Annotated in this window: 16 protein-coding genes; 11 read left to right on the forward strand and 5 right to left on the reverse strand. The window is 67.4% G+C overall.

The window, feature by feature from the left end; genetic code table 11:
• The first annotated feature begins 2 nt into the window (after positions 1-2).
• Together EJ105_RS01320 and EJ105_RS01325 are read left to right on the forward strand one after the other, a co-directional pair.
• Positions 3-1,652 carry a Na/Pi symporter gene (locus EJ105_RS01320; RefSeq protein ID WP_250165020.1) on the forward strand — a complete coding sequence of 550 codons (1,650 nt, stop codon included), beginning with the start codon at positions 3-5 and terminating at the stop codon, positions 1,650-1,652.
• On the forward strand, positions 1,636-1,938 hold the full coding sequence (locus EJ105_RS01325) for an STAS domain-containing protein (RefSeq protein WP_024277119.1): 303 nt from the start codon (positions 1,636-1,638) through the stop codon (positions 1,936-1,938). Before EJ105_RS01320 ends, EJ105_RS01325 begins: the two co-directional genes overlap by 17 nt.
• A 40-nt stretch (positions 1,939-1,978) precedes the next feature.
• Here the strand turns inward: EJ105_RS01325 and epmA are convergent, their stop codons facing one another.
• A complete protein-coding gene (gene epmA, locus EJ105_RS01330) occupies positions 1,979-3,052 on the reverse strand; it encodes an EF-P lysine aminoacylase EpmA (RefSeq protein ID WP_250165021.1) in 1,074 nt (357 codons plus the stop codon).
• 190 nt (positions 3,053-3,242) lie between these two features.
• On the opposite strand from epmA, the gene efp reads away from it, so the two are divergent.
• Positions 3,243-3,812, forward strand: coding sequence for an elongation factor P (gene efp, locus EJ105_RS01335; RefSeq protein WP_024277121.1), 570 nt, complete (start codon positions 3,243-3,245; stop codon positions 3,810-3,812).
• A 170-nt stretch (positions 3,813-3,982) separates the two neighbouring features.
• Positions 3,983-4,384, forward strand: a complete 402-nt coding sequence (locus tag EJ105_RS01340; protein ID WP_197022966.1) for a response regulator — start codon at positions 3,983-3,985, stop codon at positions 4,382-4,384.
• An 18-nt stretch (positions 4,385-4,402) separates the two neighbouring features.
• Here the strand turns inward: EJ105_RS01340 and grpE are convergent, their stop codons facing one another.
• Together grpE and hrcA are read right to left on the reverse strand one after the other, a co-directional pair.
• Complete coding sequence (gene grpE, locus EJ105_RS01345) at positions 4,403-5,050, reverse strand: nucleotide exchange factor GrpE (RefSeq protein WP_250165022.1); 648 nt, start codon at positions 5,048-5,050, stop codon at positions 4,403-4,405.
• A 121-nt stretch (positions 5,051-5,171) separates the two neighbouring features.
• Positions 5,172-6,272 carry a heat-inducible transcriptional repressor HrcA gene (gene hrcA / locus EJ105_RS01350; protein WP_024277125.1) on the reverse strand — a complete coding sequence of 367 codons (1,101 nt, stop codon included), beginning with the start codon at positions 6,270-6,272 and terminating at the stop codon, positions 5,172-5,174.
• A gap of 157 nt (positions 6,273-6,429) precedes the next feature.
• Between hrcA and rph the strand changes: the two genes are divergently transcribed.
• The 6 genes from rph (at position 6,430) to EJ105_RS01380 (ending at position 10,803) form a co-directional block, all read left to right on the forward strand.
• Positions 6,430-7,143 (forward strand): ribonuclease PH, encoded by a 714-nt coding sequence (gene rph, locus EJ105_RS01355; protein ID WP_024277126.1) that lies wholly within the window; start codon positions 6,430-6,432, stop codon positions 7,141-7,143.
• Positions 7,143-7,775, forward strand: a complete 633-nt coding sequence (rdgB, locus tag EJ105_RS01360) for an RdgB/HAM1 family non-canonical purine NTP pyrophosphatase (protein WP_250165023.1) — start codon at positions 7,143-7,145, stop codon at positions 7,773-7,775. Before rph ends, rdgB begins: the two co-directional genes overlap by 1 nt.
• Positions 7,776-7,828: 53 nt before the next feature.
• Positions 7,829-9,001 (forward strand): radical SAM family heme chaperone HemW, encoded by a 1,173-nt coding sequence (gene hemW, locus EJ105_RS01365; RefSeq protein WP_250165200.1) that lies wholly within the window; start codon positions 7,829-7,831, stop codon positions 8,999-9,001.
• A gap of 87 nt (positions 9,002-9,088) precedes the next feature.
• Entirely contained in the window at positions 9,089-10,054 is a 966-nt protein-coding gene (sppA, locus tag EJ105_RS01370) for a signal peptide peptidase SppA (RefSeq protein ID WP_250165024.1), read from the forward strand.
• A 138-nt stretch (positions 10,055-10,192) separates the two neighbouring features.
• Positions 10,193-10,477: an integration host factor subunit beta gene (ihfB, locus tag EJ105_RS01375; RefSeq protein WP_024277130.1), complete on the forward strand. Its 285-nt coding sequence runs from the start codon at positions 10,193-10,195 to the stop codon at positions 10,475-10,477.
• A gap of 5 nt (positions 10,478-10,482) precedes the next feature.
• A complete protein-coding gene (locus EJ105_RS01380) occupies positions 10,483-10,803 on the forward strand; it encodes a lipopolysaccharide assembly protein LapA domain-containing protein (protein WP_250165025.1) in 321 nt (106 codons plus the stop codon).
• 88 nt (positions 10,804-10,891) lie between these two features.
• On the opposite strand, the gene EJ105_RS01385 is transcribed toward EJ105_RS01380, so the two are convergent.
• Positions 10,892-11,119: a putative antibiotic biosynthesis monooxygenase gene (locus tag EJ105_RS01385; RefSeq protein ID WP_250165026.1), complete on the reverse strand. Its 228-nt coding sequence runs from the start codon at positions 11,117-11,119 to the stop codon at positions 10,892-10,894.
• Positions 11,120-11,239: 120 nt separating this feature from the next.
• Between EJ105_RS01385 and EJ105_RS01390 the strand changes: the two genes are divergently transcribed.
• On the forward strand, positions 11,240-11,848 hold the full coding sequence (locus tag EJ105_RS01390) for a TetR/AcrR family transcriptional regulator (RefSeq protein ID WP_250165027.1): 609 nt from the start codon (positions 11,240-11,242) through the stop codon (positions 11,846-11,848).
• A gap of 30 nt (positions 11,849-11,878) precedes the next feature.
• Here EJ105_RS01390 and EJ105_RS01395 read toward each other — a convergent pair whose 3' ends face one another.
• Positions 11,879-12,751 (reverse strand): transporter substrate-binding domain-containing protein, encoded by an 873-nt coding sequence (locus EJ105_RS01395; protein ID WP_250165028.1) that lies wholly within the window; start codon positions 12,749-12,751, stop codon positions 11,879-11,881.
• Between the last annotated feature and the right edge of the window lie 48 nt (positions 12,752-12,799).

A 12,799-nucleotide genomic window follows, 5' to 3' on the forward strand; every position in this document is an offset into this window, starting at 1 on the left:
CGATGCTTGTCATTGCCGAGCTTCTGGCCGGCCTCGGCCTTCTGTTCGTTGGCCTCAAGGCCATGGCCACACACCTGCAGCAGGCCACGGGCCGCAAGGTGCGCGCACTGCTGCGCCGGGCGACGCGCTCCCCGGTGATGGGGCTGCTGTGCGGGACGCTGGCGGGAGCGGCCACGCAATCCTCCAACGCCGTCGCGGTCATCAGCGGCAATCTCGTGCGCGGCGGTGCCTTCACTACGCGCGATGCCATTCCGGTCGTCGCCGGCGGCAATGTGGGGACGTCTGCGCTGGTGTTCGTGGCGGCAATCGATTTCCGCCTGCTCGTGCTTTACATCGTCGGCACCGTCGGGCTCGCCTTCCATTTCAAGCTGGACCGCCGTCGCGGCATGGCGCAATGGATGGGCGTCGCCTTCGGCCTCGCGCTGGCCCTGCTTGGCCTCGATTTCATCAAGCAGGCGCCGCGGGCGCTGGACATTGCGTCGGTCGCGGGCAGCCTCGCCGACCATCTGACTCCGCTCCTCGGCTTCTTTCTCGGGTTCGCGGTTTCCGCCGTCAGCCAGTCGTCCTCGACGCCCACGATTCTGGTCCTGGCCCTGATGCAGGCGGGCCTCCTCGGCCTCCACGATGCGGTCTTCATCGTGCTCGGCGCGAATCTTGGTTCCGGGTTTGCGGCCATTCTCTCGGCCGGCGGGCTGGAGGGGACCGGCCGCCAGCTCTGCTATGTCCATGTGCTGGTGAAGGCCGTGGGCTGCCTCATCGTCGGAGCCTTCTTCGGCCTTGGCGGGGTGGTTGGCTTCGACGGCTTCTCGGCCCTCTCTGCCGTGGGCAACGACAAGGCGTCCATGTCCCTGTCGGTTCTGTTCCTCGCCCTTCAGGTGGCGGGCGCGATCCCGGTGGCTTTCGCGCGAGGGCTTTCCGAGAGGTTCGCCGCCGCCATGAGCCCGCCCACGCTGGAGGACGGCGCCTCCCGCCCGCGCTTCATCCATGACGAAGCGCTGGCGGACCCCTCGACGGCGCTTGACCTCGCCGTTAGCGAGACCCTGCGGCTCATCAAGCTCCTGCCGACCCTGCTGCCGGACCTCGACCAGACGGACAACGGCGACGCCGGCGAACGGCTGGCTCTGTGGCGTGGCGCTGCCTCGGTGGGCCTTGCCGTGGACCAGTTTATTTCGGAGCTCGTCGCGGTCGGCCTCGCCCGCGACAGTCTGGAAATCGCCCTGCATCACCAGGCGCTTGTGGAGAACGTGCGCACGCTTCAGGACACGCTGCACGACTTCACCGAGGTGGTGGAGGGCTTCGACGAGGTGCCGCCGCTCGCCTTTGCCCTGTCGGAATCGTTACGGGCGATCACTTTGTCCCTCGCCGACGCCACGGATGGGCCGGCCGATGATCTCGACCTCATCATCGCGCTCTCCGGCGATCGATCAGAGATGTTGAACCGCATCCGCCGCCAGCTTGCCGCTACGGCACTCGACGCGGGGGCGGATGCGCGGCAGCTGCTGCTGGCGACCAGCCTGTTCGAGAGGGCGATCTGGCTGGTGCGCCGCAGCGCGATTGCGTTGCGCACGCCGGAGAATGAGGATAATCCGAAGCGTCCGGCCGCCGCGGAGGCGGACATCAAGCGAGTAGGGGCCGATGCACATCGAACGTGAGCAGGTCGGAAGCGACGTGGTGCTGAAGGTGGCGGGGCGTCTCGACACGCCCAATGCCAAGCCGTTCGAGGCGAGCCTCATGGAGGTCGTCTCCATGACCGACGGGGGGATCGTGGTGAACCTCGCCGGAGTGGACTATGTGTCCTCCTCCGGTCTGCGGGCTCTGCTGGTGGCTGGCAAGGCCATGCGCGGGGCGAAGCGCAAGCTCGCGCTCTCTTCGCTCCAGCCGCAGATCCGTGAGGTGTTCGACATCTCCGGCTTCTCGACCCTGTTCGAGATCAACTGATTCTGCTGAGACTTGGGGCCGGAGCGGTCGCGAGGCTGATCTAAAGTCCAGCGACCGGCGCCCACAGCACGTCCTCGATCCGCCTCGCTCCGCTTGCCAGCAAAGCGAGCCGGTCGAAGCCGAGGGCACAGCCGCTGGCCGGAGGCATGAGCGCCAGCGCCGCGAGGAAGTCCTCGTCGAGCGGATAGCGCTCCCCATAGAGCCGTTCCTTCTCGTCCATGTCCTTTTCGAAGCGCCGGCGCTGCTCGTCCGCGTCCGTCAGCTCGCCGAAGGCGTTTGCGAGTTCCAGCCCGCAGCAATAGAGCTCGAACCGCTCGGCGAAGCGCGGATCCTCCGGCTTCGGCCGGGCGAGAGCCGCCTCGCTCACGGGATAGTCTGTCAGGATGGTGGGGCGGCCGACGCCGAGATGAGGCTCGATCTTCTCCACCAGCACGCGCGAGAACACGTCGCCCCAGGTGTCGTCAGGCGCAGTGCGGATGCCGGCCTCGGTCGCGGCGCGGGCGAAGGCGGCGGCATCCGGTGCTTCCCCCGCGGCCGGCAGAAGGGCCTCAAGGTCCATCCCCGCATGGCGGGCGAAGGCCGCGACGAGCGTCAGGCGCTCCGGGGCGGCGAAGGGATCGCAGGTCTTGCCGCGATAGTGGAAGGCCGAGGCTCCGCCGGCCTCGGCGGCGCGGGCGAGGAGGGCGGCGCAATCCTCCATCATCGCCGTGTAGGGCGCACCGGCGCGATACCATTCCAGCATGGTGAACTCGGGATGGTGTGCCATGCCACGCTCCCGATTGCGGAACACGCGGGCGAACTCGAAGATCTTCGGCTCCCCGGCCGCGAGCAGCTTCTTGGCCGCGAACTCGGGTGAGGTGCGCAGGTAAAGTCGGTGAGTTGTCCCGTCCGGGCCGATCAGCTCAGTCCCGAAGGCGTGAAGGTGGGTCTCGTTGCCCGGCGAGACCTGCAGCGCCGGCGTCTCGACCTCGATGAAACCATCTTCCGCGAAGGCTGCGCGCACGGCGGCGGCGATGCGCCCGCGCGCGAGCAGGAAGGGGCGGCGGTCCGCGTGAACGTCGGGCCGCCACCACGGCGGGGAGGGAGGCGCCAGCGAAGAGTTCGATACCGCCATGACGTAAGTTCCTCGTTGCGGCCACCTGGACTGCCCGCCGCCACTGGGCCTCGGGGCCGGAAAGACGAGTGCAAGACTGGCGTTGCGCGCCATTATCGCTATGGTGCGCGCCGAACCAGCCAGACGGCGCCGCCGTCAACCGTTTTCCAATCGGCGCGGGCGCCGCGCATCAGGTCAAGGAAGAGCCGACGTGGTCAAGGTTATCGCCAGCACCCTGCGCAAGGGCAACGTGGTCGACATCGACGACAAGCTGTACGTTGTTCTCACCGCCGAGAATATCCATCCTGGCAAGGGCACGCCGGTGACGCAGCTCGACATGCGCCGAATCTCCGACGGCGTGAAGATCTCCGAGCGCTACCGCACCACCGAGCAGGTGGAGCGCGCCTTCGTGGAAGATCGCCCGCATACCTTCCTCTACGAGGATTCCGACGGCTACACTTTCATGAACCCGGAAACCTATGATCAGGTGACCGTGCCGAAGGATGTCATGGGCGACCAGTCCGTCTATCTCCAGGAAGGCATGGAATGCATGCTTTCCACCCACAATGGCGTGCCGATCGCCATCGAGCTGCCGGCCCGCGTGGTGCTGGAGATCGTGGACACCGAGCCGACCGTGAAGGGCCAGACGGCCTCTTCCTCTTACAAGCCCGCCATGCTCTCCAACGGCGTCCGCACCATGGTGCCGCCGCACATCGCGTCCGGCACGCGCGTTGTCGTCATGACCGCCGACGCTTCCTACGTGGAGCGCGCGAAGGACTGACCTTCCGCTCGTGATCCCGGAAGGGCCGTTTCCGGCCCTTCCGGTTTTCTTTCAATACCTTGCTGCGGCGCGTGGAACTTTTCCCCCGGCCGCTGGTTGATCCCCGACATGGCCCTGAGGGGACATGCAGTCAGCCAAGGCGTTGAAGAATGATCTTGTCGGGAAGGCGGGTGCTCGTCGTTGAGGACGAGTTTCTCGTGGCACTGGGGCTCGAAGACAATCTGAGGTCGCTGGGCTACACCGTGGTCGGGCCGATCGCGAGCCTCGCCGCCGCGGTCTCCGCCGCGTCGTCCGAACGCATCGACGCCGCGATCCTCGACGTGAACCTTGCAGGCGAGCCGGTCTATCCGGCCGCGGCGATCCTGGCCGAGCGCGGCATCCCCTTCATCTTCTGCTCGGGCTATACTGGCAGCGTGCGCATGCCGGCGGAATTCGTCGACGCGCCGCGGGTGGCCAAGCCGTACACCAGCCGTGTCATCGCCGATGCGCTTGCCGACCTCATCGGATCGGGTCGCGGCCCAGGCGGCAGCGACCGCGGGAGGCGGGATGTCGCCGCCTCCAACGATATGTGATCTTCCAGATAACCTGATTCAGGCCGCGCCGGCGGCCTTGTTCGCCTCAGCCTTCGGGCCACCGCGGGCGACACCGACCATGGCGGGCCGCAGAACGCGCTCGCCGATGACGTAGCCGGCCTGCACCACCTGCACCACGGTACCGGTCGGCACGCTCGGGTCCGGCACCTCGAACATGGCCTGATGAAGGTTGGGATCGAACTTCTCCCCCTTCGGCTCGATCTTGCGGATGCCGTGCTTCTCCAGCGCCTTCACGAGGCCGCGCTCTGTCAGCTCCAGTCCGTCCAGCAGCGCCTTGAAACTGCCTTCTGCGGTCGCCTTTGCGTCCGCCTCCACCGAGCCGAGGGCTCGGGCGAGATCGTCCGCCACGTTCAGCACGTCGCGGGCGAAGGAGGCGATGCCGTAGGTCTTGGCGTCCTGGATTTCCTTCTCGGCGCGGCGGCGCACGTTCTCCGCCTCCGCGAAGGCGCGCAGGAACTTGTCCTTGAGGCTCGCGATCTCGGCTTCCAGGCGCGCCTTGTCGCCCGCCGGGTCGCCGATGGCGGCGTCCGCCATGGCGGTGGCTTCCGCCTCGGCGGTCGCCTCGTTCACCTGCGCATTGCCCTGCGCGGCACCGTTTTCGCTTGCGTCGCCGCCGGTCTCGGGCGCGCGCTTCTGCTCGCTCATCCGGTTACTTCCCCTGCCTTGAGATTCGCCCGAGGTCACAACGCCGCCGGGCAAAGGCCAATTGTCCCGGCGCATATCGGGGCGATGGGGGGAAAAATCAAGTCGTGGTGATCCTTATCCCTCACGCAGCATCCGCACCCGGTGCGCCCAGCACCCGGCTCACGAGGCGGGCGGTGAAGTCCACCATGGGGACGATGCGGCCGTAATTGAGCCGCGTCGGGCCGATGACACCCAGCACGCCCAGCACGCGACCCTGCCCATCGCGGTAGGGTGCGACAATGGTGGAGGAGCCGGAAAGGGAGAACAGCCGGTTCTCCGAGCCGATGAAGATGCGCAGCGCCTGCGCCTCCTCCGCCCGGCCGAGCAGTTCGGAGACCTCGCGCTTGGTCTCGAGATCGTCGAACAGCAGGCGGATGCGCTCCAGATCCTCCAGCGCCCTGAGATCCTCCAGCAGCTTCGCCTGACCGCGCACAATGAGGGTCCGCTCGCCCGGCCCGTCGCCGGACCAGGAAGCGAGCCCCGCCTCCACCACGCGCGCGGTCAGGGTGTCGAGGTCGCGGTTGATCTCGGCGAGCAGGCTCTCCATCTCCTGACGGGCGTCGGAGAGGGTGCGGCCACGGATGTGGGCATTGAGGAAATTGGTGGCCTCGGTGAGGGCGGAGGTAGGCAAGCCGGGCGGAAGGGCGAGCGCGCGGTTTTCCACCTGCCCATCCTCCGATACGAGGATGACGAGGGCGCGGCCCGGTTCCAGGGGCACGAATTCCACATGCTTAAGGCGGGGGTCGGTCTTGGTGGCGGTGACGACCCCGGCACCGCGGGCGAGGCCCGAGAGCAAAGCGGAGGCTTCCTGCAGAACGCCTTCCACTGTGGTCGTGCGGGCGGCGGCGAGCACCTGCGTTTCGATATTGGCCCGGTCACGCTCGTTGACGTCGCCCACCTCCATGAGCGCATCGACGAAGAAGCGCAGGCCGCGCTCAGTGGGCAGGCGCCCGGCGCTGGTATGGGGGGCATAGATCAGCCCGGCCGCCTCCAGGTCCGCCATCACGTTGCGGACCGAGGCGGGGGAGAGGGTCATGGGGATCAGGCGGGCAATGTTGCGCGAGCCCACCGGCTCACCGGTGGCGAGGTAACTCTCCACGATCTGGCGGAAAATCTCGCGCGAACGCTGGTCGATCTGCGCGAGGCCGCCGGTCGAGAGGGGCAGGAACGGATCGAGCGCCACGGGTTCAGCCTTCGGAGCAAAGGATTTCGCTGGCTTTAATGTGTCCCTCGCCGGGGCCGGGTTCAAGCGCCACGCGGCGGCTCCTACCACCCTTGCTTTCCTCCCGGCGCGCGGCGCTCTAAAAGGAGCGCCCATGACGCACAAAGAGGTATCCATTATGCGGCCCAGCAAGCGCGCCCCCGACGAGATGCGCGCGGTGTCCTTTGAACGGGGCGTGATGCGCCACGCGGAAGGCTCCTGCCTCGTGAAGTTCGGCGACACCCACGTTCTCGTCTCCGCGACGCTGGAGGAGCGCCTGCCGCCGTGGCTGAAGGGCCAGGGACGCGGCTGGGTGACGGCGGAATATTCCATGCTGCCCCGCGCCACCCACGACCGCACCCGACGCGAATCCACCACCGGCAAGCAGTCCGGCCGCACCCAGGAGATCCAGCGCCTGATCGGGCGTTCGCTCCGCTCGGTCACGGATCTCGTGGCGATGGGCGAGAAGCAGATCACCATCGACTGCGACGTGCTCCAGGCCGACGGCGGCACCCGCACCGCCTCCATCACTGGCGCCTGGATCGCGCTTCATGATTGCCTGAGCTGGATGAAGTCCCGCTCCATGATCAAGGAGATGCCGCTCAAGCAGCACGTGGCGGCGGTCTCCTGCGGCATCTATGAAGGCACGCCCGTGCTCGACCTCGATTATGCCGAGGATTCGGTGGCCGAGACGGACGCCAATTTCGTCATGACCGGAACTGGCGGCATCGTGGAAATCCAGGGCACGGCGGAGAAGACGCCCTTCACCCAGGACGAACTGCTCTCGCTGCTGTCGCTGGCCCGCTCGGGCGTGGATCAGCTCGTCTCCCTCCAGAAGCTGGCGATCGGCTGATGGCGCGCCAGCTCACCGGCCGGCTGGTGGTGGCCACCCACAATCCCGGCAAGCTCATCGAGATGAAGATGCTGCTGGAGCCTCACGGGGTGGAGGCCGTCTCCGCCGGCGAGCTCGGTCTGCCCGAGCCGGAGGAGACCGAGACCACCTTTGAGGGAAACGCCCGCCTGAAGGCTGTGGCGGCGGCCAACGCCGCCCAGCTTCCGGCGTTTGCCGACGACAGCGGCCTCGTGATCGATGCCCTCGGCGGGGCGCCGGGCATCCATACCGCCCGCTGGGCCGGTCCGGATCGCGATTTCGAGATGGCCATGGAGAAGGTGGAGGCCGAACTTCAGAAGGTCGGCGCCACAGAGCCCGGCCAGCGCCATGCCCGCTTCGTCTCGGCGCTCTGCATCGCCTGGCCGGATGGGCATTTGGAGGAGTTCGAGGGCACCGTGGACGGCACCCTCGTTTGGCCGCCCCGTGGCGCCAAGGGGTTCGGCTACGACCCCATGTTCCTCCCCGAGGGCCATGTGAAGACCTTCGCCGAGATGACGGCCGACGAGAAGCACGGCATGCCCCCTAAGGGCTTCGGCCTTTCCCACCGTGCCCGCGCCTTCCTGAAGCTCTCGCAGGCTTGCCTGAAGGGGTGAGCGCAATCTTGGATCAGGCTCCGTCCGCGAACCCTCCGGCACGCCCTCTCCCGATCGGGGGCGAGGGTGTTGACGGCATCGAGGACACGCAGGGCGGCTTCGGTGTCTATGTGCATTGGCCGTTCTGCAAGGCCAAGTGCCCCTATTGCGACTTCAACAGTCACGTCCGGCTCGTGCCGCCGGACGAGGCGCGCTACATCGCGGCCTTCCGGCGGGAGATCGCCCACATGCGGGCGCTGTCGGGACCGCGAAACGCGGAGACGGTCTTCTTCGGCGGCGGCACGCCTTCCCTCATGGCCCCCGCCACCGTCGGCGCGATCCTGGAGGCCATCAACGAGGCCTGGCCGCTCACCGCCGATGCCGAGGTGACGCTGGAGGCGAATCCGACCTCCGTGGAGGCGGAGCGGTTCCACGGCTATCGGGCTGCGGGCGTCAACCGCGTCTCCCTCGGGGTGCAGGCCCTGGACGATGCGGACCTTCAGGGGCTCGGGCGGATGCACTCGGTCGCCGAGGCGCTGGCTGCCGTGGGCATCGCGCGCAGTGCATTCGATCGTGTGTCCTTCGATCTCATCTATGCCCGTCCACGCCAGACGCCCGAAGCCTGGGCGGCTGAGCTGCGGCGCGCGCTCGCCGAAGGCTGCGAGCACCTGTCCCTCTACCAGCTCACCATCGAGCCAGGCACGCCGTTCGAGCGGCTGTACGGTGCCGGCAAACTTATCCTGCCCGACGATGATCTGTCCCGCGCCTTGTGGGACGTGACGCAGGAGGTGACGGCGCAGGCCGGCCTTCCCGCCTATGAGGTTTCCAACCATGCCCGGCCGGGTGCCGAGGCGCGGCACAATCTCGTCTACTGGCGCTATGGCACTTACGCCGGCATTGGTGCCGGAGCCCACGGGCGTCTGGTATCGGGCAAAATCCGCCACGCCACCTTCACCGAGCGGTCGCCGGAAGCGTGGCTGAAGCGGGTGGAGGCGGCCGGGCACGGCATTATTTCCGACGAGACGCTGTCGGCAGCCGAGCAGGCTGACGAAATGCTGCTCATGGGCCTGCGCCTGAAGGAAGGCTTGGACCTCGCCCGCCATGCCCGCCTCGGCGGCCGCGTGGATCCGGAACGCCTCGCCACGCTGGAGGCGGAAGGGCTGGTGGCGCTCAATGCCGGACGGCTGTGCGTGACCGCCGCTGGATTTCCGGTCCTCAATGCCGTGATCGCCGCGCTGGCGGGTTAGGTTCGCCACGCGGGAACGCTTGCCAACGCCGTGCCGCCTGCTTAAGTCCGCGTGGGGCTTGGGACTGCCTGCCGAGGAACGCGCACCATGTCGCTGGATGCCGACCAGATCGTCGAACGCCGCCGCCTCCGGCGGAAGGTCACATTCTGGCGCGTGCTCGGGGTGCTCGGCGTCGTTGCCGCCGTGGCGGTGGGCGTGTCGGCCCTGCTCGGCCGCGATATTCCCGCCTCCTCGCCCCATGTGGCGCGGATCATGATCGGCGGTATCATTCGCAACGATCGCGAGCGGGTGGAGCTTCTGGAGGAGATCGGACGCTCCCGCGCCAGCGCCGTGATCCTCTCCATCGACAGCCCCGGCGGCACCGTGACGGGCTCCGAGCAATTGTACGACGCGCTGCGCCGCCTCGCTGCCAAGAAGCCGGTGGTGGCCGTCGTGGAAGGCGTCGCCGCCTCCGGCGCCTATATCGCGGCGCTGGGCGCCGACCACATCGTGGCCCGCCGCAATGCGCTCGTCGGCTCGGTGGGCGTGATCTACCAGTTTCCCAACTTCACCGAGCTTCTGAAGACCGTGGGCGTGACCATGGAGGACATCAAGTCCTCTCCGCTCAAGGCTTCGCCCAACCCCTACACGCCGGTGACGCCGGAGGCGCGCGCCGCCGTGGATTCGCTGGTGAAGGACAGCTACGCTTGGTTCAAGGATCTTGTGGGCGACCGCCGCAAGCTCTCCGACGCCAAGCTCGCGAACGTCTCTGACGGACGCGTTTTCACCGGTCACCAGGGCCTCGAACTCCAACTGGTGGATGAACTCGGCGACGAGCGTACCGCCCGTGCCTGGCTCGCCCGTGAGAAGGGTGTGAGCGAGGCGCTCAAGGTCCGCACCTGGCGCACCAAGGAGGTCGGCGACGAGTTCGGCTGGCTTCTGGGCGCCGCGCGCGGCGTCGTGAGCGCTCTCGGCTTCCCGCAGGCAGCGGCGCTCCTGACGGATGCGGCGAAAGGCGCGCTGGAGCGCAGTCAGCTTGACGGTCTGTTGGCCCTCTGGCACCCTCGGAGCTAGGGTTAAGATTGCGTTCACAAGCGCTTGGCGACCATCCGACAAAACCGATAACAACGCCGGACGTCCGGCCGCCCACCGTCAGGGATGCAGGGCTTTGGCTTGCTTTCGGCGGATGATTTCGAGGGAACTGGGGCCAACATGATCAAGTCCGAGCTCGTCCAGAAGATCGCCGAGGCCAATCCGCATCTCTACCAGAGGGATGTGGAGAACATCGTCAACGCGATCCTGGAGCAGATCGCATCCGCGCTGGAGCGCGGTGATCGTGTCGAACTGCGCGGCTTCGGCGCCTTCTCGGTGAAGAAGCGCGACGCCCGTGTCGGCCGCAACCCGCGCACCGGCAAGCAGGTGGACGTAAGCGAGAAGACCGTTCCCTATTTCAAGACCGGCAAGGAGATGCGCGAGCGTCTCAACACTGGAAAGTAGGCCCCGTGAGCCGCTTCCTCTCCATCCTCATCGGCCTGCCTCTGGCGATCCTTGCGATTGCGCTCGCGGTTGCGAATCGAAAGCCGGTCGTCCTCTCCCTCGATCCGTTCGCGCCGGACCATCCCGCTTTGTCGGTGACGCTGCCGCTGTTCGCCATCATCTTCGCTGCGGTGATCGTCGGGGTCATCGCCGGCGGGGTTGTCACCTGGGCGCGGCAGGGCCGTTATCGTCGGGAGGCCCGCGCCGCCCGCCGCGAGCACAAGCGGGCCGAGGCGGCTCGCCCGGCTCCGTCCTCGCAGCTCGGTCTGCCGGCGCCGCGGCACTGAGCCTTCCCTTTCGCGAAGCCTTGTCTTCCGCTCTGCGTCGATCTGCAGGAGCCGTCCCGTGCGAACGGGGCGGCTCTTTCGTTTCGGCTCACGCGCGCGTGCCGTCGGGACGAGAGAGGTGCCGCCGTGCGAGGGGCAGCACGAGGTGCACCATGCCCATCACCATGGGTGGAACCGCGAGAAGCGTGGAGGCCCAGATGGGCCATCCCGCGGTGAGGGGCGACAGGAGCGCCAGGATGGCGTTGATGAGGGCATAGGCGCCGATCATCATCAGTCCCAGAAAGCGGAGGTGGGCGAGAATGGCGAAACTGCTCATGGCATCAGCTCCCGAAGCAGCGTGGCGTGGACTGATATAAACGAAACGATCCGTTCCGATACAGTTTGATATATACGTCCCGTTTCGTTATGCAAGAGGAAAGTTGCGGAAGGCCTTCAGATGCCCGACACCAGCCATGCCGATCGTCGGCGCTCATCTATCGGCGCACGGCGCAATCCGGATGCGGAGGCGGCCATTCTGACGGCGGCGCGCGCGCTGCTCGCGGAACGGGGCTATGCCGGCTTTTCCATCGAGGAGGTGGCGCGGCGCGCCGGGGCCGGTAAACCGACCATCTATCGCTGGTGGGCGACCAAGGCAGACCTGCTGATTGACGTCTACGCGGCGGAGAAGGCGAGCCACATGGCCTTGCCCGATACCGGCGCCCTCTGGAGCGATCTTCTCGCCTATACCCGTGCCTTGTGGGGGTTCTGGCGGGACACGCCCTCGGGCAGCATCTTCCGGGCACTCATCGCCGAAGCCCAGACGACCGAGGCTGCCCTTTCGGCGCTGCGCGACAAGTTCCTGCCCGACCGGCTCCGCGACCTGCGCCACATGTTCGAGCGCGCAGCGGACCGCAGTGAAATCCGTGCGTCGGAGATCGACGACCTCCTCGGCCTCTATATCGGCTTCAACTGGCTGCACCTTTTGACCGATCGCCTCGCCGACGATGCGCCAGCGATCGAACGCACGGCACGGCTTATCGCCGGCCAGCCGCCCGGCGGCTCTTGAGCGCCGGCCCGGCATTTCCGATGGCGCGAGTCAGTAGAAGCCGACCGGGAACCAGCGCAGATAGAGGTCGGTATAGACGCCCTTCTCCCAGATGCGCTGGAGGGCGAAGTCGATGGCGTGGCGCAGGGTATCGTTGCCGTCCTTCACAGCCACGGAAAAGCCGTCCCCGAAGAAGCGGCTTTCGGTGAAGGGACCGCCGACAAAGCGACAGCAGCCGGCGCTGTCGGTGCCGTTCAGCCAGAGCGCAAGGGTGATGCCGTCGCCGAACAGAAGGTCCACCTGCCCGGCCTTCAGCGCCTCCTGCGCCGCCTTGAGGTCGGGGTAGGGGCGGATGGCGGCCTCGTTGAAGAAGGAGCGCAGATAGGCTTCGTGCGCGGTGCGGCTCACCACGGCCACCTTCTTGGAAGCCACCTCTTCGGGCGTCGCCTTCGCCAGCGTCTCCTGGCTGCGGCCCACGAAGCGGGCGGGCGTGCCGAGGTAACGCTCGGAAAAATCCAGCGTCGCCCGGGACGCCGGGGTTGCGACGAGGCCGGCGATGGCCGCTTCCGCTCGGCCCTGGTCCACCACGTCCGCCACATTGGCGAACGCCGCGGTCTGGAAGCTGCAGGTGACGGAAAGTTCTGCGCAGATCGCCCGCGCCAGATCGATGTTGAAGCCGGAAAGGGCTCCGGTGGAATTGATGAAGTTGAAGGGCGGGTAATCGTCCGTCGTGACGAAGCGCAACTCCTTCGGGAGCTTGGCGGCATCGGGGCGCTCGAGCCGGCGCTCCACGTTCCAGAAATTCGGCACGACGACCGGCGTGATGGCGATCTTGTCGGCCCGTTCCACCAGAGGCGGGGGGCCGCCCTGCGCCGGCTTCGCCTGTCCCGCCGGCGGCTGCTGGGCCCCCGCGGCTCCTGCCATCAACGCTACCGTTGCCAGAACCAGAGCTTTGAGGCCGGCCTGAAGCGT

Origin of the sequence: Xanthobacter aminoxidans (assembly GCF_023571765.1) — a bacterium.
Taxonomy (GTDB): Bacteria; Pseudomonadota; Alphaproteobacteria; order Rhizobiales; family Xanthobacteraceae; genus Xanthobacter; species Xanthobacter aminoxidans.

What these genes read in the sequence shown, in the direction of transcription:
- epmA (WP_250165021.1), bottom strand. Translation starts at nt 3,052, where the DNA reads ATGGCGGTATCGAACTCTTCGCTGGCGCCTCCCTCCCCGCCGTGGTGG.
- EJ105_RS01390 (WP_250165027.1), top strand. Translation starts at nt 11,240, where the DNA reads ATGCCCGACACCAGCCATGCCGATCGTCGGCGCTCATCTATCGGCGCA.
- sppA (WP_250165024.1), top strand. Translation starts at nt 9,089, where the DNA reads ATGTCGCTGGATGCCGACCAGATCGTCGAACGCCGCCGCCTCCGGCGG.
- rph (WP_024277126.1), top strand. Translation starts at nt 6,430, where the DNA reads ATGCGGCCCAGCAAGCGCGCCCCCGACGAGATGCGCGCGGTGTCCTTT.
- EJ105_RS01385 (WP_250165026.1), bottom strand. Translation starts at nt 11,119, where the DNA reads ATGAGCAGTTTCGCCATTCTCGCCCACCTCCGCTTTCTGGGACTGATG.
- EJ105_RS01395 (WP_250165028.1), bottom strand. Translation starts at nt 12,751, where the DNA reads ATGGCAGGAGCCGCGGGGGCCCAGCAGCCGCCGGCGGGACAGGCGAAG.
- rdgB (WP_250165023.1), top strand. Translation starts at nt 7,143, where the DNA reads ATGGCGCGCCAGCTCACCGGCCGGCTGGTGGTGGCCACCCACAATCCC.
- EJ105_RS01325 (WP_024277119.1), top strand. Translation starts at nt 1,636, where the DNA reads ATGCACATCGAACGTGAGCAGGTCGGAAGCGACGTGGTGCTGAAGGTG.
- grpE (WP_250165022.1), bottom strand. Translation starts at nt 5,050, where the DNA reads ATGAGCGAGCAGAAGCGCGCGCCCGAGACCGGCGGCGACGCAAGCGAA.
- ihfB (WP_024277130.1), top strand. Translation starts at nt 10,193, where the DNA reads ATGATCAAGTCCGAGCTCGTCCAGAAGATCGCCGAGGCCAATCCGCAT.
- EJ105_RS01320 (WP_250165020.1), top strand. Translation starts at nt 3, where the DNA reads ATGCTTGTCATTGCCGAGCTTCTGGCCGGCCTCGGCCTTCTGTTCGTT.